Source organism: Caballeronia sp. LZ001, assembly GCF_031450875.1.
Lineage (GTDB): Bacteria > Pseudomonadota > Gammaproteobacteria > Burkholderiales > Burkholderiaceae > Caballeronia.
The window spans coordinates 3,758,178-3,782,615 of record NZ_JARTVX010000004.1 but is presented as its reverse complement, the minus strand read 5'-3'; the positions used below and the strand labels follow the sequence as shown (position 1 = coordinate 3,782,615).

Annotated in this window: 22 protein-coding genes; 7 read left to right on the top strand and 15 right to left on the bottom strand. The window is 63.0% G+C overall.

Translation table 11 applies throughout. From position 1 onward, the window contains the following. Positions 1 to 11 precede the first annotated feature (11 nt). The 6 genes from P9292_RS28690 (at position 12) to P9292_RS28665 (ending at position 5,137) form a co-directional block, all read left to right on the top strand. Entirely contained in the window at positions 12 to 1,205 is a 1,194-nt protein-coding gene (locus P9292_RS28690; protein WP_309962382.1) for a GspE/PulE family protein, read from the top strand. After that, positions 1,202 to 2,410, top strand: coding sequence for a type II secretion system F family protein (locus tag P9292_RS28685; protein WP_309962380.1), 1,209 nt, complete (start codon positions 1,202 to 1,204; stop codon positions 2,408 to 2,410). Before P9292_RS28690 ends, P9292_RS28685 begins: the two co-directional genes overlap by 4 nt. A 31-nt stretch (positions 2,411 to 2,441) precedes the next feature. Further along, the gene (locus P9292_RS28680; RefSeq protein WP_309962378.1) at positions 2,442 to 3,353 is read left to right on the top strand and encodes an A24 family peptidase; all 912 of its coding nucleotides are present in this window, start codon (positions 2,442 to 2,444) and stop codon (positions 3,351 to 3,353) included. 16 nt (positions 3,354 to 3,369) lie between these two features. Next, on the top strand, positions 3,370 to 3,975 hold the full coding sequence (coaE, locus tag P9292_RS28675) for a dephospho-CoA kinase (protein ID WP_309844446.1): 606 nt from the start codon (positions 3,370 to 3,372) through the stop codon (positions 3,973 to 3,975). Positions 3,976 to 4,122: 147 nt separating this feature from the next. After that, positions 4,123 to 4,878, top strand: coding sequence for a cell division protein ZapD (gene zapD / locus P9292_RS28670; RefSeq protein WP_244826289.1), 756 nt, complete (start codon positions 4,123 to 4,125; stop codon positions 4,876 to 4,878). A 67-nt stretch (positions 4,879 to 4,945) separates the two neighbouring features. Then, positions 4,946 to 5,137 carry a DNA gyrase inhibitor YacG gene (locus P9292_RS28665; RefSeq protein ID WP_244826290.1) on the top strand — a complete coding sequence of 64 codons (192 nt, stop codon included), beginning with the start codon at positions 4,946 to 4,948 and terminating at the stop codon, positions 5,135 to 5,137. On the opposite strand, the gene P9292_RS28660 is transcribed toward P9292_RS28665, so the two are convergent. The 4 genes from P9292_RS28660 to secA all read right to left on the bottom strand — a co-directional run bounded on the left by P9292_RS28660 (position 5,134) and on the right by secA (position 10,699). After that, complete coding sequence (locus P9292_RS28660) at positions 5,134 to 5,577, bottom strand: NUDIX domain-containing protein (RefSeq protein ID WP_309844451.1); 444 nt, start codon at positions 5,575 to 5,577, stop codon at positions 5,134 to 5,136. The genes P9292_RS28665 and P9292_RS28660 overlap by 4 nt on opposite strands. A 5-nt stretch (positions 5,578 to 5,582) precedes the next feature. Then, positions 5,583 to 6,446, bottom strand: coding sequence for an ATP-binding protein (locus tag P9292_RS28655; RefSeq protein ID WP_309962376.1), 864 nt, complete (start codon positions 6,444 to 6,446; stop codon positions 5,583 to 5,585). Between the two features lie 26 nt (positions 6,447 to 6,472). Beyond that, the gene (argJ, locus tag P9292_RS28650) at positions 6,473 to 7,714 is read right to left on the bottom strand and encodes a bifunctional glutamate N-acetyltransferase/amino-acid acetyltransferase ArgJ (protein WP_309962374.1); all 1,242 of its coding nucleotides are present in this window, start codon (positions 7,712 to 7,714) and stop codon (positions 6,473 to 6,475) included. 171 nt (positions 7,715 to 7,885) lie between these two features. After that, the gene (secA, locus tag P9292_RS28645) at positions 7,886 to 10,699 is read right to left on the bottom strand and encodes a preprotein translocase subunit SecA (RefSeq protein ID WP_244826294.1); all 2,814 of its coding nucleotides are present in this window, start codon (positions 10,697 to 10,699) and stop codon (positions 7,886 to 7,888) included. A 288-nt stretch (positions 10,700 to 10,987) separates the two neighbouring features. On the opposite strand from secA, the gene P9292_RS28640 reads away from it, so the two are divergent. Next, positions 10,988 to 11,482, top strand: coding sequence for a DUF721 domain-containing protein (locus P9292_RS28640; RefSeq protein WP_250509503.1), 495 nt, complete (start codon positions 10,988 to 10,990; stop codon positions 11,480 to 11,482). Between the two features lie 50 nt (positions 11,483 to 11,532). Here the strand turns inward: P9292_RS28640 and lpxC are convergent, their stop codons facing one another. From lpxC to mraY, 11 genes are all read right to left on the bottom strand, one after another. Beyond that, positions 11,533 to 12,450, bottom strand: a complete 918-nt coding sequence (gene lpxC, locus P9292_RS28635; RefSeq protein WP_244826296.1) for a UDP-3-O-acyl-N-acetylglucosamine deacetylase — start codon at positions 12,448 to 12,450, stop codon at positions 11,533 to 11,535. Positions 12,451 to 12,716: 266 nt separating this feature from the next. Further along, the gene (locus P9292_RS28630) at positions 12,717 to 13,220 is read right to left on the bottom strand and encodes a peroxiredoxin (protein WP_244826297.1); all 504 of its coding nucleotides are present in this window, start codon (positions 13,218 to 13,220) and stop codon (positions 12,717 to 12,719) included. A 282-nt stretch (positions 13,221 to 13,502) separates the two neighbouring features. Further along, on the bottom strand, positions 13,503 to 14,705 hold the full coding sequence (gene ftsZ, locus P9292_RS28625) for a cell division protein FtsZ (RefSeq protein ID WP_309962372.1): 1,203 nt from the start codon (positions 14,703 to 14,705) through the stop codon (positions 13,503 to 13,505). A 144-nt stretch (positions 14,706 to 14,849) separates the two neighbouring features. Next, positions 14,850 to 16,082: a cell division protein FtsA gene (gene ftsA / locus P9292_RS28620; RefSeq protein ID WP_244826299.1), complete on the bottom strand. Its 1,233-nt coding sequence runs from the start codon at positions 16,080 to 16,082 to the stop codon at positions 14,850 to 14,852. Between the two features lie 26 nt (positions 16,083 to 16,108). Next, a complete protein-coding gene (locus P9292_RS28615; RefSeq protein ID WP_244826300.1) occupies positions 16,109 to 16,861 on the bottom strand; it encodes a cell division protein FtsQ/DivIB in 753 nt (250 codons plus the stop codon). A 30-nt stretch (positions 16,862 to 16,891) separates the two neighbouring features. Beyond that, positions 16,892 to 17,833, bottom strand: a complete 942-nt coding sequence (locus tag P9292_RS28610; RefSeq protein WP_309845299.1) for a D-alanine--D-alanine ligase — start codon at positions 17,831 to 17,833, stop codon at positions 16,892 to 16,894. 26 nt (positions 17,834 to 17,859) lie between these two features. Next, positions 17,860 to 19,251 carry a UDP-N-acetylmuramate--L-alanine ligase gene (murC, locus tag P9292_RS28605; protein ID WP_309844460.1) on the bottom strand — a complete coding sequence of 464 codons (1,392 nt, stop codon included), beginning with the start codon at positions 19,249 to 19,251 and terminating at the stop codon, positions 17,860 to 17,862. Between the two features lie 3 nt (positions 19,252 to 19,254). Further along, the gene (murG, locus tag P9292_RS28600; RefSeq protein ID WP_309962370.1) at positions 19,255 to 20,388 is read right to left on the bottom strand and encodes an undecaprenyldiphospho-muramoylpentapeptide beta-N-acetylglucosaminyltransferase; all 1,134 of its coding nucleotides are present in this window, start codon (positions 20,386 to 20,388) and stop codon (positions 19,255 to 19,257) included. Continuing rightward, the gene (gene ftsW / locus P9292_RS28595) at positions 20,385 to 21,683 is read right to left on the bottom strand and encodes a putative lipid II flippase FtsW (protein WP_244826303.1); all 1,299 of its coding nucleotides are present in this window, start codon (positions 21,681 to 21,683) and stop codon (positions 20,385 to 20,387) included. The genes murG and ftsW overlap by 4 nt, the downstream gene beginning before the upstream one ends. Next, entirely contained in the window at positions 21,680 to 23,191 is a 1,512-nt protein-coding gene (murD, locus tag P9292_RS28590) for a UDP-N-acetylmuramoyl-L-alanine--D-glutamate ligase (RefSeq protein WP_309962368.1), read from the bottom strand. The genes ftsW and murD overlap by 4 nt, the downstream gene beginning before the upstream one ends. Before the next feature lie 77 nt (positions 23,192 to 23,268). Next, complete coding sequence (mraY, locus tag P9292_RS28585; RefSeq protein WP_250465716.1) at positions 23,269 to 24,438, bottom strand: phospho-N-acetylmuramoyl-pentapeptide-transferase; 1,170 nt, start codon at positions 24,436 to 24,438, stop codon at positions 23,269 to 23,271.

Genomic DNA, 24,438 nt, shown 5'->3' with positions numbered 1-24,438 from the left:
GGCTCACGCGCATGAATTCTCCCTTTCGCCTTGCTTCTACCGCCGATCCGGCACCCGATTCCCCTTCCGATCAAGACGCGCCCGCGGTCACGCTCGTCGCCGATACGCTGCGCGAAGCGGCGTCGCGCGGCGCGTCCGATGTCCACATCGAGCCGGGCGAGCATGGCTGGCGCGTTCGTTTGCGTGTCGATGGCGTGCTCCATGTGTTGCGGCATCCGCCGACGCATCTGCGCGATGCCGTTATCACGCGAATCAAGGTGCTGGCGCGGATGGATATCGCCGAGCGGCGCGTACCGCAGGACGGGCGGCTGCGTCTCGCGCTGGCGGGCGGGCAAGTCGGCGACTATCGCGTGAGTTCGCTGCCGACCGTGTTCGGCGAAAAGTTGGTATTGCGCAGGCTCGACGCGCTGCCGCCCGCTCTTTCGCTCGATGCCCTCGGGCTCGATGCGCAGCAAAGTCGCACGGTCGAGTCCGCCATTCGCGCGCCGCATGGTCTCGTGCTCGTGACGGGTCCGACCGGCAGCGGCAAGACGCTCTCGCTTTATTGTTTCCTGCAGATGCTCAACGCCGAGGCGCGCAACATCTGCTCGGTCGAGGACCCGGTGGAGATTCAGCTCGCGGGCATCAATCAGGTGAACGTGCGCGACAAGGCGGGGCTCAACTTCGCCGTCGCCTTGCGCGCGTTCATGCGGCAAGACCCGGACATCGTGATGGTCGGGGAAATCCGCGATGCCGAAACCGCCGACGTCGCCGTGAAAGCCGCGCAGACCGGCCATCTCGTGCTCTCGACGCTGCACACCAACGACGCGCCCGCGGCTATCGCACGGCTGATCGATATCGGCGTCGCGCCGTATAACCTCGCATCCGCGCTGCGGCTCATCACCGCGCAAAGGCTCGTGCGCAAGCTGTGCGAGGCGTGTCGCGCGCCCGCGCCACTTACGCTAGACGACGGCATCCGGCCGTTCGAGCCGCGTGGGTGTCCGGCGTGTCATGGCATCGGATATCGCGGGCGCGTCGGCGTGCATCAAGTTATGCCGGTTTCCGATGACATCCGCGAACTCATCGTCGGACGCGCGGCGACGCACGCCATTGCCCGCACAGCGCAACTGCACGGCATGCCCGCCTTGCGCGATGCCGCTTTCGCACGCGTTCGCGAGGGCGTGACGAGCGTCGCGGAAGCCACCGAGGCCACGGAAATCGCATGATGCGCGACGAATCCACGGACACGCGCTTCGCGTGGCGCGGCGTCGATGCCGACGGCCGGCGCCGCAGCGGCAAGACCATCGCCGCCGATGCCGCGTCGGCGCGCGCGTCGCTTCGGTCCAACGGCGTGATCGTCATCGGGCTGGAGGCACTCGGCCGGGCCCCGGCGCCGCGCACGAAAGGGATCGAGATCACGGTCTTTACGCGTCAGCTCGCCGGTTTGCTGCGCGCGGGACTGCCGCTCGCAAATGCGCTCGACATGCTATCCAACGCCGGTTCGCGCGGCGGATCGGCGCGTCTCATGCGCACGCTCGCCCGCGACATTACACGCGGCGTGCCGTTTTCGGCGGCGCTTGCGCGTCATCCCGCTTCGTTCGATGCGCTGTATTGTCAGCTCGTCGCGGTCGGCGAAGTGGCGGGCGCGCTGCCTGCCGTGCTCGGACGTATCGCCGATGACCGCGAGCGCAGCGCGTCGCAACGCGCGAAGCTGCGGGCCGCGCTGACCTATCCGGTGATGGTGCTACTGCTGTCGCTCGCGATCACGGCGGGGCTGCTGATCGGCGTCGTGCCGACCTTCAAGACGATCTTCGACGGCTTCGGCGCCGCCCTGCCCGCGCCGACCCGCTTCGTGCTCGCGTTATCGGACGGCGTCGCGCGTCATGGCGTGCCGTTCGTGGTGGTTTGCGCGTGCGTGGCGCTGATCGGCGTACATCGGCTGAAGCGGTCACCGCAGGCGCGACGGCGCGCGGATCTCGCCGCGCTGCGTTTGCCGCTCGCGGGTACGTTGCTGCGCTCGCTTGCGGTGGCGCGCTGGAGCCGTGCGCTCGGCACGCTGCTCGCGGCCGGCACGCCACTCTCCGACGCATTCGATTCGCTCACGCAGGCCACCGGAAATCGCGTGTTCGACGACGCCACCGTGGAGATCGCCGTGCGTCTGCGGCGCGGCGAGCGTCTCGCGGCCGCCATGCGCGCGCTGCGGTGCTTCCCCGATGACGTCGTGCAGCCGATCGCCGTCGCCGAGGAATCCGGCTCGCTCGACGCCATGCTGCTCGATCTCGCGAGCCTTGCCGACCGGCAGGTGGACGATCGCATCGGCACCTTTGCGAGTCTGTGCGAACCCGTGGTGATCGCCGTGCTGGGCGCGCTCGTGGGCGGTCTCGTCATCGCGATGTATCTTCCCATCATTCAGCTCGGCAACGTGGTGTAGCATCGCGGGCCAAAGCCATCGTTTCACTAACATGCAGCCTTTGTTCGATCCATCCGCCGTTCATTACGCCAGCCGCTATTTCGCGGCTTTTGCCGCGCTTCCGTACGCCGTTCAGTACGGCTTCGCCATCGTGTTCGGCCTCGTGATCGGCAGCTTTCTCACCGTCGTCGTGCACCGCTTGCCGGTCATGCTCGAACGCGCCTGGCGCGCCGAAGTCGATGCAGCGCTTCCAAATGCTCCGCAGCCCGAAGGCGATTCCTACCCAGAACGCTTCAACCTTGCCGTGCCGCGCAGTGCGTGCCCTCATTGCGGTCACGTCCTGCGCGCGTGGGAAAACATTCCCGTCGTCAGCTATCTCGCTCTGCGTGGAAGATGCGCGTCATGCGGCGCGCGCGTGAGCCCGCGTTACCCGCTGATCGAACTGACGACGGGCACGTTCGCCGCGCTTTCGCTCTACGCGTTCGGACCGGACTGGCCCGCGTTCGCCGCGTTCGGGCTGTGCGCGACGCTCTTGGCGGCCAGTCTCATCGATTACGACACGCGCTATTTGCCCGATGTGCTGACGCTGCCTCTGCTTTGGGCCGGGCTCATCGTCAATTTCGGCGCGGGCGGGTTTGCGACGCTGCACGATGCCGTGACCGGCGCCATCGCGGGCTACCTTTTCCTGTGGTGCGTCTATTGGCTCTTCAAACTCGCGCGCGGCGTCGAAGGCATGGGCTACGGTGACTTCAAGCTACTCGCGGCTATCGGCGCGTGGCTCGGCTGGGAAGCGCTTGCGCAGGTCGTGCTGATCTCGGCGGTCGCGGGCGCGGCCTTCGGCATCGTGGCGACGTGGCGCGGGCGCATGCGCTTCGAAGAACCGCTGCCATTCGGGCCGTTCCTCGCGGCGGGCGGCGCGATCACGCTTTTTATCGGAACACCGCTTTATGCTTTGTTCGGATGACGACAAGGAGCCACGGATGTTCAGCATCGGTCTGACGGGCGGCATCGGCAGCGGCAAAAGCACGGTCGCTGACCTTTTCGCGGCGCGCGGCGTGCCGCTAGTCGATACCGATCTCATCGCGCATCGGGTGACAGCGCCGGGCGGCGTCGCAATGCCGCTTATCGCGAATGAGTTTGGCCGAGAGTTCGTTGCAACCGACGGCTCGCTCGACCGCACGAAAATGCGCACGCTCGTCTTCTCCGACGATACCGCGAAGGCCCGGCTCGAAGGCATCGTGCATCCGCTGATTCGCGCGGAGACCGAGCGTCAGCGGCAGGCTGCAACGGGCGCGTATCACATCGTCGTCGTACCGCTTCTGGTGGAATCGGGCAACTGGAAGACGCGAGTGTCACGCGTGCTGGTGGTCGATTGCCCGGTGGAAACGCAGATCGCGCGCGTCATGCGGCGTAATGGCTTTGCGCGCGAACAAGTGCTCGCGATCATTGCGAAGCAGGCAACGCGCGAAGCACGCCTCGAAGCAGCGGACGATATCGTCATAAACGATGAAACATCCACGCTGGACACGCTCGCCCGTCATGTCGACACCTTGCACGCCCGCTATCTCGCGCTGGCGTCCGAATGAGCGTTCGTTGCGGCCGGCATGGGCGAAATTATCGAAATGCTTCGAAATCGACCTAAATGTGGCGCGATTTGCTAGGGTAGGGATGCAGCATTAGAATGTCCTGACTTCCCTGCCGGGGAAGCAACCGACCTACGCCGAGGCGAGCGCTTGATCCTTTACGAGTATCCCTTCAACGAGCGAATCCGGACGCTGTTGCGTCTCGAAGACCTGTTCGAGCGCTTCACGTTCTTTCTGACTCAGGAAGATCCGCGGGAGCATCATGTCGCGTTGATCACGCTCTTCGAGATCGCCGAAGTCGCGGGCCGTACGGACCTCAAAGCCGATCTCATGAAGGAACTGGAGCGCCAGCGCCAGACGCTTGCGCCCTTTCGCGGCAATCCCGGGATCGAACAAGAAGCGCTGGAAGCGGTGCTGGGCGAGATCGAACAGACGCTCGCGGGCCTTGCGGACATGCACGGCAAGACCGGCCAGCATCTTGCGGACAACGAGTGGCTTGCAAGTATTCGTAGTCGTACGATCATTCCCGGCGGTACGTGCAAATTCGATTTGCCCTCGTATTACGCGTGGCAGCAGTTGCCGGTGGAAGAGCGCCGGCAGGACATCGCCAAATGGGTCATGCCCATGCTCGCTTTGCGCGACGCCGCCGCCATCGTATTGCGGCTTGCGCGCGAATCCGGCCAGGCGTCTAAAGTCATGGCCATGCAGGGCAGCTATCAGCAGATGTTGTCCGGCAGAACGTATCAACTAATGCAGGTGCGGGTGTCGCAAGAAGTTCGCGTGATTCCCGAAGCAAGCGCAAACAAGTACATGCTGTGGGTGCGTTTCACCGTGCAGGACGGCGATCTCAAGCCGCGCGCCGTCGATGTCGACGTGCCCTTTCATCTGACGCTTTGCAGCCTTTGAACCCGAGCATTTCGGTTTCGTATCGAGGATAGATCGAAGCCCGCTCCATTCGTTACGTCTCATCGTCATGACCACTGTCGTCAAATGCCCGACCTGCGCCAAGGAAGTTCGCTGGGTACCGGAAAACCGTTTTCGTCCGTTCTGCTCTGAGCGTTGCAAGCAGATCGATCTGGGCGCCTGGGCCACCGAAAAGTACAAGATCGGAGGCAACGCCCAGGAAACGCCGCCTGACGACGACACGCGCGGCAGCCTGAACTAGGCTTCTTCGGCGAGCCATTCCAGAATGGGAATCGCTGCGGGTAGCAGCGGCGCCACGTCCACCGGCAGAGTCTGCCAAGAAATAGCCTGCCCTTCGCGCCCGAGCGGCTCGCCCTTCCACTCCGTCACTTTGCAGAAAAAGAGCCGCACGTAGGCATGCGGATAATCGTGTTCGAGCGTGCGCCAAAGTTCACAGGCGACCACGTCGATACCCAGCTCCTCATGCAACTCCCGGCCAAGCGCAGCCTCGACGCTCTCTCCTCGTTCCAGCTTGCCGCCCGGAAATTCCCAGTAACCTTCGTATGGCTTGCCCGGCGGACGCTGCGCAAGCAGATAGCGCCCGTCCGGCTGAACCATGACGCCGACGGCCACTTTCGTCACCTTGCGGCCATCGGGTGCAAGATCGATGGTCGCCTCGTTCTCGTTCCTGGCGTCGGTCATGTCCGTCATTGCTTGCGTCCCGACCAATCGCGCGCGAACTGCCATGCAACACGGCCCGAACGCGAACCGCGCTCGAGCGCCCAGACGAGCGCATCGCCACGAGCGCCGGCAATCTCGGCTTCATCGACGCCGAAATGCTTCAGCCAATGGCCGACGATCGCCAGATAATCGTCCTGCTTGAATGGATAGAAGCTCACCCACAGCCCGAAACGCTCCGACAGCGAAATCTTCTCTTCGACGACTTCGCCCGGATGAATCTCGCCATCGGACGTGTGCTTGTACGTCTCGTTTTCGCTCATGTACTCGGGCATCAAGTGACGGCGATTCGACGTCGCGTAAATGAGCACGTTGTCAGACTGCGCGGCAACAGAGCCGTCGAGCGCGACTTTGAGCGCCTTGTAGCCAGACTCGCCTTCCTCGAAGGAAAGATCGTCGCAGAACACGATGAAGCGTTCCGGCCGCGTTGAAATGAGATCGACGATATCGCCAAGGTCGTGCAAATCGTCTTTGTCGACTTCGATCAGACGCAGGCCGTCTTTCGAATACGCGTTCAGGCAAGCCTTGATGAGCGACGATTTACCCGTGCCGCGCGCGCCCGTCAGCAACACATTGTTGGCGGGCAGCTTTTGCACGAACTGGCGCGTATTCTGTTCGATCAGGCCTTTCTGACGGTCGATGTTCTGGAGATCACCCAGCGCAATCTGCGAAACAGCCGTCACCGGCTGCAAATAGCCGCGCCCCTGGCGCTTGCGCCAGCGAAACGCCACTGCGGATTCCCAGTCGATTTCCGGCGCCGCGGGCGGCAACATGCCTTCGATGCGCGCCAGCACCGCTTCGGCGCGCGTAAGGAATTGTTCGAGCTTGTCCATGGTGTCTTTTTCTTGGGCGCGCCGGATCAGGAGCGATAGTCGGCGTTGATGCTCACGTAATCGTGCGAAAGGTCACAGGTCCAAACGGTGGCTTGTGCGTCGCCACGGCCGAGCAGCACGCGAATCGCGATCTCGCTCTTTTTCATCACGCGCTGGCCGTCTTCCTCGCGATACTCGGGGTTACGCCCGCCCGCTTTCGCGACGAGCACGTCGTCGAGGTAAAGATCGACCTTGCCGACGTCGAGGTCCGCCACGCCCGCATAGCCGATTGCCGCGAGAATACGCCCGAGATTAGGGTCCGACGCATAGAACGCGGTCTTCACGAGCGGCGAATGGCCGATTGCATAAGCAATCTGGCGGCACTCCGCGACGTCCTTGCCGCCTTCGACGGTGATCGTCATGAACTTGGTCGCGCCTTCGCCATCGCGCACGATGAGCTGCGCCAGTTCTTGCGCGACGGCAGTGACTGCATCGCGCAAAGCAGCGTAAGCGGGTGAATCCGTCGAAGTGACTGCCGGCAGGCTCGATTTGCCCGACGCGATCAGAATGAATGAATCGTTGGTCGAGGTATCGCCGTCGATGGTGATGCAGTTGAACGAGCGATCCGCAACGTGCTTCACCAGTTCGTCGAGCACGGGTTGCGCGACGTTGGCATCGAAGGCGAGGAACCCGAGCATGGTGGCCATGTTCGGCTTGATCATGCCCGCGCCCTTGCTGATGCCCGAAAAGGTCACCGTGTGGCCGTCGATCCGAACCTGACGCGACGTGGCTTTCGGCAGCGTGTCCGTGGTCATGATGGACTGCGCGGCTTCGAACCAGTGCGCGGCCTGCTGATTGGCCAGCGCGGCAGGCAAGCCCGCTTTCAGACGATCGAGCGGTAGCAGCTCGAGAATCACGCCCGTGGAGAACGGCAGGATCTGCTGCGCGTCGAGGTTCGCGAGGCGCGCAAGCTCCGCGCAAGTCTCGCGAGCGATCACGAGGCCCGGCTCGCCGGTGCCCGCATTCGCGTTGCCCGTGTTGATGACGAGCGCGCGAATGCCCTTGCCGCCCGCGCGAACGGCTTCGAGATGCTCGCGGCAGACGATTACCGGCGCGGCGCAAAAACGATTTTGCGTGAACACACCCGCCACGGTCGCGCCTTCATCGACGCGAATGACCAGCACGTCCTTGCGATTGGGCTTGCGAATATTCGCCTCGGCCCAGCCTAGCGTGACGCCGGCGACGGGATGAAGCGCTGCGGGATCGATCGAGGGGAAATTGACGGCCATGTTCGCGACTCAGCTGTAGGTGACGCGTGCCGGTGAGAAGACCAGGCCGGCACAGGATGAAGGACTGACGCGCGCCGGGAGCGGAGCGACGCCGTGAAACGCGCGCGAAAGCGCCAGATGGACAAACGACGCATTGCTGCGTCGCTTGGTCCGTTTCGTCTGAGCAGCCTATTAAGCCAGCTTGCCGTGACAGTTTTTGTACTTCTTCCCGCTGCCGCACGGGCACGGGTCGTTGCGGCCGACCTTCGGCAGATCGTCGGCTGAACGTGTGACGACGCTGACGTCGTCGCCTGCGGACATAGCCTGATTGACCATCTGCGCGGCGGCAGTTGCCGCCACCGCGGCAGGCGCGGGCGCTGCCGCCGGCGCGTTGAAGTCCGCGTGCGTGAACGACACGTTCTCCAGATGGCTGCCGCGCTCTTCGTACTGTTCGGCGGCTTCTTCGAGCTGCTCCGGCGACTGGATCTGCACGTTCATCACGACGCGCGTGACTTCCTGCTTGACCTCGTCGAGCATGGCCGCGAAGAGTTCGAACGCCTCGCGCTTGTATTCCTGCTTCGGGTTCTTCTGCGCATAGCCGCGCAGATGGATGCCCTGACGCAGATGATCGAGCGCGGCCAGATGCTCGCGCCAGCGGCTGTCGAGCGTCTGCAGCATGATCGAGCGTTCGAACGCGCTGAATGAATCGCGGCCGACCATGGCGACCTTCGCCTCGTACGCTTCGTCGGCGGCGGCGAGCACGGCTTCGTTGATTTCCTCGGCGTCGATGGAGTTCGACTCGTTAATCATCTCCTGCACGGCGAGATCGAGCGACCAGTCATTGCGCAGCACTTCTTCGAGCTCGGGCGCGTCCCACTGTTCCTCGATACTGCCCGCCGGCACGAAGTTGCGCACCAGGTCGCCAATCACGCTCTGACGCATGGCCGCGATGGTTTCCTGCACGTCCGTCGCTTCCAGCAACTCGTTGCGCTGCTGATAGATCACCTTGCGCTGATCGTTTGAGACGTCGTCGTATTCGAGCAGTTGCTTCCGGATGTCGAAGTTGCGCGCTTCCACCTTGCGCTGCGCCCCTTCGATCGACCGCGTGACCATGCCCGCTTCGATCGGCTCGCCTTCCGGCATCTTCAGGCGGTCCATGATCGCGCGCACGCGGTCGCCCGCGAAAATGCGCAGAAGCGGATCATCCAGCGAAAGATAGAAGCGCGACGAACCCGGATCGCCCTGACGGCCCGCGCGGCCGCGCAACTGGTTGTCGATACGGCGCGATTCATGCCGCTCGGTCCCGATGATATGCAGGCCGCCCGCTTCCTTCACGGTGTCGTGCAGCATCTGCCATTCGTCGTGCAGCTTCTGAATCAGCCGGGCCTTTTCGCCTTCGGCAATCGAAAGATCCGCCTCGATGAACGAAGCCTGCTTCTCTACATTGCCGCCAAGCACGATGTCCGTGCCGCGACCGGCCATGTTGGTCGCAATGGTCACGGCGCTCGGACGCCCCGCTTCCGCGACGATGGCCGCTTCGCGCGCGTGCTGCTTCGCGTTCAGCACTTCGTGGCGAATGCCTGCCTGAGTGAGCAGGCCGGAGAGCAATTCCGACGCTTCGATGGACGTCGTGCCGACGAGCGTTGGCTGACCGCGTTCGACGCACTCGCGAATGTCGCGGATGACGGCGTCGTAACGTTCCTTCGATGTCTTGTAGATTTGATCCTGCTTGTCGACACGCTTCGGCGCCCGGTTGGTCGGGATCACGACCGTTTCCAGACCGTAGATTTCCTGGAACTCGTAGGCTTCCGTGTCAGCCGTGCCTGTCATGCCGGACAGCTTGGAATACATGCGGAAATAGTTTTGCAGCGTGATGGAAGCGAGCGTCTGGTTTTCGCTCTGAATCTGCACGTGCTCCTTGGCTTCCACTGCCTGATGCAGACCGTCCGACCAGCGGCGGCCCGTCATCATGCGGCCCGTGAATTCGTCGACGATAACGACCTCACTGCCCTGCACGACGTAGTGCTGATCGCGGAAGAACAGCGTGTGCGCGCGCAAAGCGGCGTACACGTGGTGCATCAAGGTGATGTTCTGCGGCGCGTAGAGACTTTCGCCCTCGCCGATCAAACCCCATTCGGCAAGCAGACGCTCCGCCTTTTCATGGCCCGATTCGGTGAGGAACACCTGACGCGCTTTCTCGTCGAGCGTGTAGTCGCCCGGCTTTTCGACGCCCGTGCCGTCCGCCTTCTCCTCGCCGATCTGCTGTTCGAGCAGCGGCGGGAGCGCGTTCATGCGCACGTAGAGGTCGGTGTGATCTTCGGCCTGACCGGAAATGATGAGCGGCGTACGCGCTTCGTCGATGAGGATCGAGTCCACTTCATCGACGATGGCGAAGTTGAGCGGCCGCTGCACGCGCGCGTTGGTCTCGTAGACCATGTTGTCGCGCAGATAGTCGAAGCCGAATTCGTTGTTCGTGCCGTAAGTGATGTCCGCCGCGTAGGCTTCCTGCTTCTGGCCGTGTTCCATTTGCGACAGATTCACGCCGCACGAAAGACCCAGGAAGTTGTAGAGACGCGCCATCCATTCGGCGTCGCGTTGCGCGAGGTAGTCGTTCACCGTCACGACATGCACGCCGCGGCCCGACAGCGCGTTCAGATACGCGGCGAGTGTGGCGACGAGCGTCTTGCCTTCGCCCGTGCGCATTTCCGCGATCTTGCCGTAATGCAGCACCATGCCGCCGATCAACTGGACGTCGAAGTGGCGCATTTTCAGGACGCGCCGACTCGCTTCGCGACAGACCGCGAACGCCTCGGGCAGAAGCACGTCGAGCGATTCGCCGCTCGCGACGCGCTGGCGGAACTCGTCCGTCTTCGCGCGTAGCTGATCGTCCGTGTATTTCTCGACGGTCGGCTCGAGGGCGTTGATCGCCACAACGGTCTTTTGGTACTGCTTGACCAGCCGCTGATTGCGGCTGCCAAAAATCTTCTGAAGGAAACCGGTGGTCATCGGATCAGTGTCTGCGTCGCGGCTTCGGATGGGCGCATGTTGCTTGCTGCGTCCGAGTTCGGAGAACCCCGGCGACTTAAGTCCATTGGGTGAAATCGAATCGGGAATTTTAGCACGCGAGTTTGGCAGACCTTACGTCCGCGTGGGCTCGCGCGCGTCGGGGGAACGCGACAGTCAACCGTTTGAAAGTTTGTTCCGGCGCGGTTGCCGAATAAGGCTTGCGCGTCGGGGAAGCGCGCGGGCGCGCGTTACAATCGAACCATTGCGTCGGGCGTTCTCAAGCCAAAAATGAGCCGTTTTTCTACAAATTCAAGGTCTGGACCGCAGCGGTTCGATCCGCGCAAGCCACAGGCGCTGGCCGATGTCCTCGATCGCACCGATGCCTTTCGCGCATTGCGGGCAGGCGTCGAGCAAGTGGCGGCGCTGCAGCGCGATCTGAGCACGCTTCTGCCGGATTATCTCGCGGCCAATGTCGAGCCCGGTTTCATCAAGGATGGCGTGCTAGCGCTTTTCGCCGCGCATAACGCGCTCGCGGCGCGGCTGCGCCATATCGAGCCCACTTTGCTCGCCGATCTGCAGCAACGCGGCTGGGCGGTCAACTCGCTGAGAGTGCGCGTGCGTCCGCAATCGATGCAGGACGCGGTGCCGCCCAAGCAAGCGCGGATGTCGGCGGCGGGCGCATCGGCGCTGCACGAGCTTGCCGAGACGCTCGCGCCTTCGCCGCTACAGGAAGCGCTCGCGAAAATGGCCGCGCGTCATCGAGGCAACGGCGAAAAAAAATGAGCGATGCTTTCGCACCGCTCATTCGCTTGAAACTCGCTGCCTGAAGTGACTCAGGCAAATGCCGTCTGCGTGTCGAAACTGAAACCGCGCGGCGCCTTCTGAATGTCCTCGAACGTGACCATTTCGTAAGCGTCTTCGTTTGCGAGCAATTCGCGCAAAAGCATGTTGTTCATGGCGTGGCCGCCCTTGTACGCTTTGTATGACGCGAGCAGGGGATGCCCCACGACATACAGGTCGCCAATGGCGTCCAGCATCTTGTGCTTCACGAATTCGTCGTCGTAGCGCAAGCCGTCGTTATTCAGGATGCGGTACTCGTCGAGCACGATCGCGTTGTCCATGCTACCGCCGCGTGCGAGACCGAGTTCGCGCATCATTTCAACTTCGTGCGCAAAGCCGAACGTACGAGCACGCGCGATTTCACGCACATATGACGTAGTCGCGAAATCCACTTCCAACGCCTGACCGGTCTTGTCGACGGCTGGGTGACGGAAGTCGATGGTAAAGCTCAGTTTGAAGCCGAAATACGGGTCGAGACGCGCGAATTTATCGCCGTCGCGCACTTCGACGGGCTTCGTCACCTTGATGAATTTCTTTGGCGCGTTCTGCTCTTCGATACCCGCCGATTGAATCAGAAACACGAACGAAGCCGCGCTGCCGTCCATGATCGGGATTTCCTCGGCGGTTACATCGACATACAGATTGTCGATACCGAGTCCCGCGCATGCCGACATCAAGTGCTCGACGGTGGAAACGCGCGCGCCGTCCTTCTGCAACACGGACGCCAGGCGCGTGTCGCCGACGGACATCGCGGACGCGGGAATGTCGACCGGCTGCGGCAAGTCGATACGCGAGAACACGATGCCCGTGCCAGCCGGTGCGGGCTTGAGCGTCAGTTCGACCTTCCGGCCGGAATGGAGCCCGATCCCCACGGTCTTGACTACAGTCTTGATTGTTCGCTGCTTCAACATGATTTTCTTCTTCCGATATGAATTCCCAATAAAGAGAATTAATCGCACTATATAAGCTAATAGGCCAAAGTATACTCCATCCAGTGCACGTCGTCGCGCTCCGGGAGGTTTCAAGTGTTTCCCGGTGTTACCTGCCGATGACAGATTTAATGAAGTAGAACGGGCCGATGGCCGGAATGGAGGCATTTCCGGTCATCGGCCCCAAGTTGCGGCTGTTTGAGAGTGCGTCTGCGGCGTTGTACAGAGACAACGCGACGCCGCTTCACTCAGCGCAACGTCGCCAGGATGCTTTGAGCGTCGCTGACTTCGAACTTGCCGGGCGCTTCGACATTGAGCGTCTTGACCACGCCATTGTCGATCACCATCGCGTAGCGCTGGGAACGAATTCCCATGCCGCGCTCGGTCAAATCCTGATCCAGTCCGAGTGCCTGGGCAAAACGCGCACTGCCGTCCGCGATCATCTTCACCTTGCCCGCGGTTTGAAGATCGCGTCCCCACGCGTTCATGACGAACGCGTCGTTGACGGAAACGCACCAGACTTCGTCGATACCCTCAGCGGAAAACTCCTCCGCCGCCTCGACGTAGCCGGGCACGTGTCTGGCGGAACATGTCGGCGTGAACGCGCCCGGCAATCCGAAGATCACCACGCGCTTGCCAGCGGTCCGCTCGCGCGCCGAGAACCCGTTCGGTCCCACGGCGCAGCCTTCGCTCGGCTCCTCGATGAACTCGAAGAGACGCACATCCGGCAACGTTTCACCCACTTTGATCATGCTCGGTCCTTCCCTCGTCAGTGCCCGCGCATTCCGGCGAAGTGCATCGCCTCGCGCTTGACGCTTTATCGCGAAGTTCGACGACACCGGCTTCATCTGCACAGTGGCAAATTCGTGGAGAGCGCCTGGCCACGGCCTGGCGTCCGATTCGATACGTCCTCGAACGCGGCCTTGGACAGTCGCCCCACGTGAAGCCTGCATTGTCGCGCTTCTCGACTCAGCGCGCGTGATAACGGGTGCTACGGCTTCGCTCGTCGCCATGATTCGGCGATGAGGCCCGTCTTAGTCCGCTTGCTTGCGCAGGAACGCCGGGATGTCGTAAGTGTCGACGCCCTTTTCCTGCAATGCCTGCACATGCGATGCCGCCGTTTCCCGCGTCGAACGCCACACTGCCGGCGTGTCCAGCTGACCGAAATCCGTCGGCTGACCATGCTGCGGCGAATACGTGTTGTGCGTTGCGTGCGCATGCGCGACCGGCTGATTGTCGGTGCCCGTGCGCAGGAGGGTCATTGGCGCTTGCTGCTGCTTCTTCGCCGCGCGGCCCAGGCCCGTTGCCACCACCGTCACGCGCAGGGCGTCGCCCATTGCGTCGTCGTACACCGCGCCGAAGATCACGGTTGCGTCGTCGGCCGCGTAGCTCTTGATGGTGTTCATCACTTCACGGGTTTCCGACAAACGCAGCGAACGGCTCGACGTGATATTCACGAGCACGCCGCGCGCACCCGACAAGTCCACGCCTTCGAGCAACGGGCTCGCCACGGCCTGTTCCGCCGCGAGACGCGCGCGATCGACGCCGGCGACTGTCGCCGTGCCCATCATCGCTTTGCCTTGCTCGCCCATCACGGTCTTCACGTCTTCGAAGTCGACGTTCACGAGACCATCGACGTTGATGATTTCCGCGATGCCCGCGACAGCGTTGTTCAGCACGTCATCCGCGCACTGGAAGCACTTGTCCATTTCGGCGTCGTCGCCCATCACGTCGAACAGCTTGTCGTTCAACACGACGATGAGCGAGTCGACGTGATCTTCCAACTGCTGCGAGCCGGCTTCCGCCACGCGCATGCGGCGGCCGCCTTCGAACTCGAACGGCTTGCTCACGACGCCGACGGTCAGAATGCCCATTTCCTTCGCGATCTGCGCGACCACCGGCGCCGCGCCCGTCCCCGTGCCGCCACCCATGCCCGCGGTGATGAACACCATGTGCGCGCCACGCAATGCATCGGCGATACGCTCGCGCGCGTCTTCCGCCGCTTCCTTACCCTTGTCCGGCTTGGCGCCCGCACCGAGACCGGTCATGCCCAATTGCAGAACCGCCGGCGCGCGTGAGCGAGCCAGTGCCTGCGCGTCGGTATTCATCACGATGAAGTCGACGCCTTGTACACCTCTGTTGATCATGTGCTGCACGGCGTTGCCACCCGCACCTCCGACACCGACCACCTTGATGATCGTTCCGTTGGTTTCCGTTTCCAGCATTTCGAAATCCATGTTGCCTCCGTCAAGAATGAAGATCGGCGTTATTCGGCGAGAGATCGGGCAACCCCTCACCGCGCGCCAGCCGCCGGTACTGGCACGAATTATATTCAGCGTCTGCTGCTTTTTCTTTCGTGCTACTTATGTTTCTTATTCGATTCAGAAGTTTCCGAGAAACCAGTCTTTCATGCGCGTGAAGACCTGGCCCATCGATCCGTTCTGTACCGCGACCTTGCGGCCGCGCATGCGTTGCGAGCGTCCTTCGGCGAGCAGGCCCATGGCCGTCGAATAGCGCGGATTGCGCACGACATCTGCAAGGCCGCCCGCGTATTCCGGCACGCCGATACGCACTGGCTTCAGGAAAATGTCTTCGCCGAGTTCGACCATGCCGGGCATCATCGCCGCGCCGCCGGTCAGGACGACGCCGCTCGACAGCAATTCTTCGTAGCCGGATTCGCGCACGACCTGCTGCACCAGCGAGAACAGTTCCTCGACACGCGGCTCGACCACTGCTGCGAGCGCCTGACGCGACAGCGTGCGCGGACCGCGTTCGCCGAGACCCGGCACTTCGATCATCTCGTCGGGATCGGCGAGCGCCTGCTTCGCGATGCCGTAGCTCACCTTGATGTCTTCCGCGTCCGGCGTCGGCGTGCGCAGCGCCATCGCGACGTCGCTCGTGATTTGATCGCCGGCGATGGGAATCACGGCCGTGTGACGGATCGCGCCTTCGCTGAAGATGGCGATGTCCGTCGTGCCGCCGCCGATATCGACGAGCACCACGCCCAGTTCCTTCTCGTCTTCCGTCAACACCGCCAGCGACGAGGCGAGCGGCTGAAGAATGAGGTCGTTCACTTCGAGCCCGCAGCGGCGCACGCACTTCACGATGTTCTGCGCCGCGCTCACCGCGCCCGTCACGATATGCACCTTTACTTCGAGCCGGATACCGCTCATGCCGATAGGCTCGCGCACGTCTTCCTGTCCGTCGATGATGAATTCCTGCGTCAGGATATGCAGCACCTGCTGATCGGTCGGGATGTTGATGGCCTTGGCCGTTTCGATCACGCGGGCGACGTCCGTCTGCGTGACTTCCTTGTCCTTGATCGCCACCATGCCGCTCGAATTGAAGCTGCGGATATGGCTTCCCGCAATGCCGGTGAAGACATTCGTGATCTTGCAATCCGCCATCAGCTCGGCTTCCTCGAGCGCGCGCTGAATGGATTGCACCGTGGCCTCGATGTTGACCACGACGCCCTTCTTTAACCCCTTCGAGTCGCTCTGACCGAGTCCGATCACCTCGTAGTGGCCCTCGCCTTTCAGTTCGGCGACGATCGCGACCACCTTCGACGTTCCAATGTCGAGGGAAACCAGCAGGTCTTTGTAGTCTTTGCTCATAGCGTGCTCATGCCCGTTTTGTCTGCTTACTTCTTGGCCTTGTCGGTGTCATTGATGAAACGCATTCCAGCTGCTCGTATCGCGAAGCCATTCGGGTAACGCAAATCCGCGTATTCGATGTCGTTGCCCCAACGCCCCGTCACCGACGGCCACGACGCGACGAAGCGCCGACTGCGTTCGAGCAATGTGTCTTCATTGCGCTCGCGGCCCAGTTCGAGCTGCGTGCCGTTCGAGAGCTTGACCGTCCACGCGAATCGCGGCGACAGCGTCACTTCCTCCGGCTGCGCGTCGAGCGGCGCGAACCACTTCTGAAAATCGTGATACCGGGCGACCACTTCCTTCGCCGTGCCCTCGGGACCGTCGAACGCGGGCAGGTCGTCGTCGAGTTCGCCCTGGTTCGCCGTGAAGAGTTCACCGTCCACGCTCACCAACTGGTCGTTGCCCCAGGTGCCGAGCGGCTTGTATTCCTCGAGTGTCACTGCGAGCGCATTCGGCCAGACGCGCCGCACGCTTGCATGACGCACCCACGGCATCTGCTCGAACGCGGCGCGGGCCGTATCGAGATCGACCGTGAAGAAATTGCCCTTCAGATGCCCCACCACGCTCGCGCGCACCGTCGGCGTGTTGATGTGCGCCGTGTCGCCGTCGATCTGGATACCGCGCAGACGAAACTCGGGACGCTGTATCGCCCAGATGCCCGCGGCGGCCAGCAGCATGAGCACGAGCATCAAGTGCAGCGCGCTGGCGGCGAGGTTCATTTGGCGAACGTTGTTCCACATGGTTCGTTTGCTTGTGTCCTGTGCGAATGCTTAGTCTTCGAGCGTCAACGACAACACCTTCACCACCAGATCCTTGTAGCTGATGCCCACCGCGCGCGCCGCTTTCGGCGGCAACGAGTGATCCGTCATGCCCGGCGCCGTGTTGACTTCGAGAAAGTACGGATTGCCGTCGAGGTCCAGCATGAAGTCGGCGCGGCCCCAGTCCGTGCAGCCGAGCATGTCGAAGGCGCGCTGCGTCAGTTGCTTCATGCGCGCTTCCTCCGCTTCGGTCAGGCCGCAGGGAATCAGGTACTGGGTGTCGTCGGCGACGTACTTCGCGTGATAGTCGTAAAACTCGCCCGCAGGCACGATCTTGATGACCGGCAAATCCAGATTGCCGGCGATACAGCACGTGAACTCGCCGCCGCCTTCGATGCTCTTCTCCACGATCACGATCTTGTCGTACTTCGCGGCTTCTTCGAGCGCGGGCGCGAGCGTTTCCGCGCTCTTCACCTTGATGACAGCGACGCTCGAGCCTTCCGTCGCCGGCTTCACGAAAAGCGGCAAGCCGAGCTTCGCAATGATCTCGTGCGTGCGCGCGTCGTAGTCTTCACCGCGATACACGGTCTCGAACGGCGGCGTGGGAATGCCGGTCTGCTGCCACACGAGTTTGGTGCGCAGCTTGTCCATGCCGAGCGCCGAACCGAGCACGCCGCTGCCCGTATAACGGATGCCGTAAAAGTCCAGCGCGCCCTGCAACTGGCCGTTCTCTCCATAGCCGCCATGCAGCGCGATAAACACGCGCTCGAACCCTTCCGCCTTCAAGTCCGAGAGCGGACGCTCCGCCGGATCGAACGGATGCGCGTCGATGCCCGCGTCGCGCAAACCTTCGAGCACGAGCCGTCCCGAGTTGAGCGAGACTTCGCGCTCGGCCGAGTTACCGCCAAGCAGCACGGCGACCTTGCCGAAGACCTTGGGATCGAGTTGATTCACGTTGCTTTTGGTTGCGTCTTTCATGTTCAGTTCTGGCTCAGCGCGAGCCGCCCGCATACGCCGCCGATGGAACCCGCGCCCATGGTGATCACCACGTCGCCGTTGCGCGCAAGCGTCGTCACGGCATCGGGTACTTCGTCCACGGTTTCGACGAACACCGGTTCGACCTTGCCCGCCACGCGGATGGCGCGCGCGAGCGCACGGCCGTCGGCGGCGACGATGGGCGCTTCGCCCGCGGCGTAGACATCGGTGAGCACGAGGGCATCGACGGTGGACAACACCTTCACGAAATCCTCGAAGCAGTCGCGCGTGCGCGTGTAGCGATGCGGCTGGAACGCGAGCACGAGCCGGCGATCCGGAAACGCGCCGCGCGCCGCCGCGATGGTCGCGGCCATCTCGACCGGGTGATGACCGTAGTCGTCGATCAGCGTGTACGCGCCTTCGTTGTCGTTCGCCTTCACTTCGCCATAACGCTGGAAGCGCCGGCCCACGCCGTTGAACTCGGCGAGCGCACGCTGGATATCGGCATCCGCGACTTCGAGTTCGGTCGCAATGGCGATGGCGGCGAGCGCGTTCTGCACGTTGTGCGTGCCCGGCAGATTCAGTTCGATATCGAGCGGCGGCGCGTCTTCGCGCAGCGTCGTGAACTTCATGCGGCCGCTGCGCGCTTCGACGTTCACCGCGCGCACTTGCGCTTCGGCGCCGAGACCGTAGCGGATGATCGGCTTCGACACGAACGGCAGGATTTCGCGCACGTTCGGGTCGTCCACGCACAACACGGCAATGCCATAGAACGGCAGGCGATGCGTGAATTCGATGAACGCCTGCTTCAGCCGCGCGAAGTCGTGGCCATAGGTGTCCATGTGATCGGCGTCGATGTTCGTGATGACTTCGATCACGGGAAAGAGGTTGAGGAACGACGCGTCCGACTCGTCCGCTTCCGCGACGATGAAGTCGCCCGTGCCGAGCCGCGCATTCGCGCCCGCGCTGATCAGCCGGCCGCCAATGACGAAAGTCGGATCGAGTCCGCCTGCCGCCAGCACACTTGCGACGAGCGACGTGGTCGTGGTCTTGCCGTGCGTGCCGGCAATGGCGATGCCCTGCTTCAGGCGCATGAGTTCCGCGAGCATGACCGCGCGCGGCACGATAGGCACGCGACGATGACGCGCGGCCAGCACTTCCGGATTGTCTTGCCGCACGGCCGTGGATACGACGACCGCGTTCGCGCCTTCGATGTTCTGTTCGTGATGCCCGATAGCCACGCGCGCGCCGAGCATCTTGAGGCGCTCGGTGATTGCGTTGTTCGACAGGTCCGAACCGCTGACCTGATAACCGAGATTGAGCAGCACCTCGGCGATGCCGCTCATCCCGACTCCGCCAATGCCGACGAAGTGAATGTGTTTGACGATATGTTTCATGACTTAATGTGCCTCTCGAGCTTGCGCGTGGGTACGCGCACCGGCCACGTCGGCGCAAACCTTCGCGACCCGTTCGGTCGCGTCCGGTTTCGCCTGCGCGCGCGAACGCTCGGCCATTGCCGTAAGCGTTTCGCGCGACTGCATACGCAACCAGCCGGCGAGCCTTTCCGCCGACAAATCGCGTTGTTGTATCAATTCCGCCGCGCCGTTCCTGGCGAGGAACGCGCCGTTGGTCGTCTGGTGATCGTCGACGGCGAACGGGAACGGCACGAACAGCGCCGCTACGCCGACCGCCGCGATCTCGGAGACGGTCATCGCGCCTGAACGGCAGATCACGAGATCGGCTGCCGCATAAGCGCTTGCCATGTCTTCGATGAACGGCACGAGTTGCAAGTCGCCGCCACGCGAAAAACCTGCCGCGGCGTAATTCGCTTCGAGCGCTTCGATATGCTTCGCGCCTGCCTGATGCACGATGCGCGGACGTTCTTCGTCGCTCAACAGGGCAAGCGCCTTCGGCACCGTTTCGTTGAGCGCAGCCGCGCCGAGACTGCCGCCGACCACGAGCACGTTCAACCGGCCCGAACGCGCGGCATAGCGTTCTTTAGGTGGCAATGTGCGCGTTAGTTCCGCACGAATGGGATTACCCGTCCATTCGGCATTGGGCAGCGCGTTCGGAAAAGCGACGAGCACGCGCTTCGCAAGATGCGCGAGCACCTTGTTCGCGAGTCCCGCGATGGAATTCTGTTCGTGCAGCACGAGCGGGCAGCCGGCGAGTCTCGTCATCACGCCCGCCGGGAACGTGATGTAGCCGCCCATGCCGAGCACGACATCCGGCTTCACCTGACGCAGCACGCGCAGACTCTGCGAACACGCGCGCAAGAGATTCACGGGCAACATGAACTTGGTCTTGATGCCCTTGCCGCGCACGCCGCCGAAGCGCACGGACTCCATCGGAATACCGTGCTTCGGGACGAGCGTCGCTTCCATGCCGCTCGCATTGCCGAGCCACACCACGCGCCAGCCCTGTGCCTGCATCCAGTGCGCGACCGCTAGACCGGGGAACACGTGGCCCCCGGTGCCGCCCGCCATGACCATCAGCGTGCGTGCGTTCGCAGTGGATGAGCCTTGCACGGTCATACCTTGCCTCCGCGCATCAGCACCCGGTTTTCATAATCGACGCGCAGCAGTACCGCGAGCGCGACGCAGTTCAAAAGAATGCCCGAGCCGCCGTAGCTCACGAGCGGCAACGTGAGACCCTTGGTCGGCAGAAGACCGAGATTCACGCCCATGTTGATGAAGGTCTGCGCGCCGAACCAGATGCCCACGCCCTTGGCCATCAGACCGGCGAAGGTGCGATCGAGTGCGAGTGCCTGACGGCCGATCTCGAACGCGCGGCGCACGATCCAGTAAAACAGCAGGATCACGCAGATCACGCCGACGAAGCCGAGCTCTTCACCGATCACCGCGAGGATGAAGTCGGTATGCGCTTCCGGCAGATAGTTGAGCTTCTCGACGCTGCCGCCGAGGCCCACGCCGAACCATTCGCCGCGTCCGAATGCGATGAGCGAGTGCGTGAGCTGATAAGCCTTGCCTTGCGCGTAACGGTCGTCCCACGGATCGAGGTAAGCGAAGATTCGCTCACGACGCCAAGGCGATGCCCACACGAGCAAGGTGAAGGTGCCGACCGCCGTCGCCACCAGGCCGCCGAACAGCTTGCCGTTGACGCCGCCGAGGAACAGCACGCCCATGGCGATAGCCGCGATCACCATGAACGCGCCCATGTCCGGTTCGAGCAGCAAGAGCGCGCCGACCGCGCCGACCGCGACCGCCATCGGCAAAAAGCCCTTGCCGAAGCTATGCATGAACTCTTGCTTGCGCACGGTGTAGTTCGCGGCGTAGATGGTCACCGCGAGCTTCATGATTTCCGACGGCTGCATGTTCGTGATGCCAAGCGGAATCCAGCGGCGCGCGCCGTTCACGCCCTTGCCCACATGCGGCACCAGCACGATGACGAGCAGCACGAGCGCCACGAGAAAGAGCTTCGGCGCGTACTTGTCCCAGGTCTTGATGGGAATCTTGAACGCGATGACCGCGCCGACGAGCGCCGTTGCTATCGAGATCAGATGGCGCACGAGGAAGTGATAGTCGCGATACTGCGCGTACTTCGGCGAATCGGGCATGGCGATCGAAGCCGAATACACCATCACGATGCCAAGGCCGAGCAGCGAGATCATCACCCACAAAAGCGAGTAGTCGTAGTCGAGCATGCGCGAGCGCGCCGGACGCACGCCGTTGACCGCGCTCGAAATGCCGCCCGCGGTTTCGGGACGTCCGACGCGCACCGAAGCGCCCGCGCGACCCGCAAGCGAATCCTGCGGAACCGCATTGCGCTGGCCAGTCAATTTCGATCCAAAGCGTTCCGACCAGCTCATAGCATGACTCCCCGCGCGGCGGCAATTTCTTCGACCGCGCCGCGAAATACGTCGGCGCGATGTGCATAGTTTTTGAACATGTCGAGGCTCGCGCAGGCGGGCGAGAGCAGGACGGCATCGCCCGGTTGCGCGAGGCGCGCGGCGGACTGCGTCGCGGCTTCGAGCGTGGCGTGATCTTCGAGCGCGACGCCGGTGGCTTCGAGCGTTTGGCGAATGCGCGGCGCGTCGCGGCCGATCAGCATGACGGCGCGCGCCCAGCGTGCGACCGGTGCTTCGAGCGGCGAGAAATCCTGGCCCTTGCCGTCACCGCCCGCGATCAGCACGATGCGTTGCGCGAGACCGTCGAGCGCGGCGACCGTGGCGCCGACGTTGGTGCCCTTGCTGTCATCGACGTAATCGACGCCTTCTATCTGCGCGATCACTTCGACGCGATGCGGCTCGCCGTGATATTCGCGCAAGCCGTGCAGCAAGGCGGCAAGCGGCAGATCGACCGCACGTGCGAGCGCCAGCGCCGCCAGCGCGTTGGCGGCGTTATGCAGACCGCGAATGCGCAGCGCGTCGGCAGGCATGAGGCGCTTGCTCACCACGTTCGGCGCGGCGGCTTCCTGCTTGCGACGACGCGAGCTGACCGGTTCGTCGGCGGCGTCCTGATCCACGCCTTGCGCGAGCCAGACCATGCCGTTCTCGCGCAAAAGCCCGTAGTCGCCCACGTTGATCGGCTCGTCCAGACCGAAGCTCACCACGCGATTCGCCGCGACGTTCTTCGCGAGCGCCATGGTGCGGGCGTCGTCGCGGTTCAGCACGCGCGTCGTGCGCGCGCCGAAAATGCGGCCTTTCGCGGCGGCGTAGGCGTCGAGACCGCCGTGCCAGTCGAGATGATCCTGCGTGATGTTCAGCACGGCGGCGGCGTCCGGCGCGAAAGTGTGCGCGGTTTCGAGCTGGAAGCTCGACAGTTCGAGCACCCAGACGTCGGGCAGCGCGGTTTGATCGATGGCTTCGGTGAGCTTGTCGAGCATGGCCGGGCTGATGTTGCCCGCGACCGCCACGCGCTTGCCCGCGCGTTCGCACAGGAGGCCCGTGAGCGCGGTCGTCGTGGTTTTGCCGTTCGTGCCCGTGATGGCGATCACCTTCGGCTGATAGCCGTCCATACCGAGCTTGGCCAGCGCCTGCGCAAACAATTCGAGTTCGCCCCACACAGGAATGCCGCGTGCTTTAGCAGCATCGATCAGCGGCGCGAGGTCCGGCGCGAGCGGCGAAAGTCCCGGGCTGATGGCGACGATCTCGATACCGCCATCGAGCAATTCAGTCGAGAACGGGCGGCCGACGAAGTCCGCATCGATCTGATGGATGGCGAGCTCGGAAAGATTCGGCGGCAGTTCGCGCGTGTCGGCGATGCGCAGGCGGCAGCCGTGCCTGGCGCACCAGCGCGCCATCGCGAGACCCGATTCACCGAGTCCCAGCACAAGCACCATCGGACTTTGCCGATCCACAAACTTCTCGCCAAACATCGCTTTACCTTTGACCTGAAACGAAAATTCAAGAAACCTTCGAGCGTCGCACCATCGACACGAAAATCACCGCGAAATCAACGCAGCTTCAACGTCGACAAACCAAGCAGACACAGCATCAACGTGATGATCCAGAAGCGCACCACCACTTGCGTCTCGGTCCAGCCGGACAGTTCGTAATGGTGATGCAGCGGCGCCATCTTGAAGAAGCGGCGGCCCTCGCCATAACGGCGCTTCGTGAACTTGAACCAGAAGACTTGCAACATGACCGAAAGCGTTTCGGCCACGAAAATGCCGCCCATGATGAACAGCACGATCTCCTGACGCACGATCACGGCAATGGTGCCGAGCGCGCCGCCGAGCGCGAGCGCGCCGACATCGCCCATGAACACTTGCGCCGGGTGCGTGTTGTACCAGAGGAAAGCGAGACCGGCGCCTCCCATGGCCGAACAGAAGATCAGCAATTCGCCCGCGCCGGGAATATGCGGGAACAGCAGGTACTTCGAATACACGGAGCTACCCATGACATAAGCGAACGCGCCGAGCGACGCGCCCACCAGCACCACGGGCATGATGACCAGGCCGTCGAGGCCGTCGGTGAGATTCACCGCGTTGCTGGCGCCGACGATCACCAAGTACGTCAGCGCGATGAAGCCCCATACGCCGAGCGGATAGCTGATCGCCTTGATGAACGGCAGCATCAAGTCGGCACGCGCTGGCAGACCCATGGAAAGACCGCTGCGCACCCACGCCATGAAGAGATCGAACACGCGCGCGTTGTTCGCCTCGGATACGCTGAAGGCGAGATACACCGCAGCGAAGAGACCGATGACCGACTGCCAGAAATACTTCTCGCGCGACGACATACCGCGCGGGTCCTTGTACACGACCTTGCGATAGTCATCCACCCAGCCGATCACGCCGAAGCCGAAGGTCACGAGCATCACGATCCACACGAAGCGGTTGGTGAGGTCGGCCCACAACAGCGTCGAAATGGCGATACCGATGAGGATGAGCACGCCGCCCATGGTCGGCGTGCCGGACTTGACGAGGTGCGATTGCGGGCCGTCACGGCGCACGGCCTGACCGACTTTCAACGCGGTCAGTTTGCGGATCACCCACGGACCGCAGACGAGCCCGATCAGGAGCGCCGTCGCCGTGGCGCCCACTGCGCGAAACGTGATGTAGGTAAACACGCGCATGAAGCTGGCGTCATTCTGGAGCCATTGCGCGAGTGCGAGTAGCAT

Excerpts from the sequence above, each read along its gene's own strand:
- P9292_RS28690 (WP_309962382.1), top strand. The coding sequence starts at position 12 with ATGAATTCTCCCTTTCGCCTTGCTTCTACCGCCGATCCGGCACCCGAT.
- P9292_RS28685 (WP_309962380.1), top strand. The coding sequence starts at position 1,202 with ATGATGCGCGACGAATCCACGGACACGCGCTTCGCGTGGCGCGGCGTC.
- P9292_RS28680 (WP_309962378.1), top strand. The coding sequence starts at position 2,442 with ATGCAGCCTTTGTTCGATCCATCCGCCGTTCATTACGCCAGCCGCTAT.
- coaE (WP_309844446.1), top strand. The coding sequence starts at position 3,370 with ATGTTCAGCATCGGTCTGACGGGCGGCATCGGCAGCGGCAAAAGCACG.
- P9292_RS28665 (WP_244826290.1), top strand. The coding sequence starts at position 4,946 with ATGACCACTGTCGTCAAATGCCCGACCTGCGCCAAGGAAGTTCGCTGG.
- P9292_RS28660 (WP_309844451.1), bottom strand. The coding sequence starts at position 5,577 with ATGACCGACGCCAGGAACGAGAACGAGGCGACCATCGATCTTGCACCC.
- P9292_RS28655 (WP_309962376.1), bottom strand. The coding sequence starts at position 6,446 with ATGGACAAGCTCGAACAATTCCTTACGCGCGCCGAAGCGGTGCTGGCG.
- argJ (WP_309962374.1), bottom strand. The coding sequence starts at position 7,714 with ATGGCCGTCAATTTCCCCTCGATCGATCCCGCAGCGCTTCATCCCGTC.
- secA (WP_244826294.1), bottom strand. The coding sequence starts at position 10,699 with ATGACCACCGGTTTCCTTCAGAAGATTTTTGGCAGCCGCAATCAGCGG.
- P9292_RS28640 (WP_250509503.1), top strand. The coding sequence starts at position 10,988 with ATGAGCCGTTTTTCTACAAATTCAAGGTCTGGACCGCAGCGGTTCGAT.
- lpxC (WP_244826296.1), bottom strand. The coding sequence starts at position 12,450 with ATGTTGAAGCAGCGAACAATCAAGACTGTAGTCAAGACCGTGGGGATC.
- P9292_RS28630 (WP_244826297.1), bottom strand. The coding sequence starts at position 13,220 with ATGATCAAAGTGGGTGAAACGTTGCCGGATGTGCGTCTCTTCGAGTTC.
- ftsZ (WP_309962372.1), bottom strand. The coding sequence starts at position 14,705 with ATGGATTTCGAAATGCTGGAAACGGAAACCAACGGAACGATCATCAAG.
- ftsA (WP_244826299.1), bottom strand. The coding sequence starts at position 16,082 with ATGAGCAAAGACTACAAAGACCTGCTGGTTTCCCTCGACATTGGAACG.
- P9292_RS28615 (WP_244826300.1), bottom strand. The coding sequence starts at position 16,861 with ATGTGGAACAACGTTCGCCAAATGAACCTCGCCGCCAGCGCGCTGCAC.
- murC (WP_309844460.1), bottom strand. The coding sequence starts at position 19,251 with ATGAAACATATCGTCAAACACATTCACTTCGTCGGCATTGGCGGAGTC.
- murG (WP_309962370.1), bottom strand. The coding sequence starts at position 20,388 with ATGACCGTGCAAGGCTCATCCACTGCGAACGCACGCACGCTGATGGTC.
- ftsW (WP_244826303.1), bottom strand. The coding sequence starts at position 21,683 with ATGAGCTGGTCGGAACGCTTTGGATCGAAATTGACTGGCCAGCGCAAT.
- murD (WP_309962368.1), bottom strand. The coding sequence starts at position 23,191 with ATGTTTGGCGAGAAGTTTGTGGATCGGCAAAGTCCGATGGTGCTTGTG.
- mraY (WP_250465716.1), bottom strand. The coding sequence starts at position 24,438 with ATGCTACTCGCACTCGCGCAATGGCTCCAGAATGACGCCAGCTTCATG.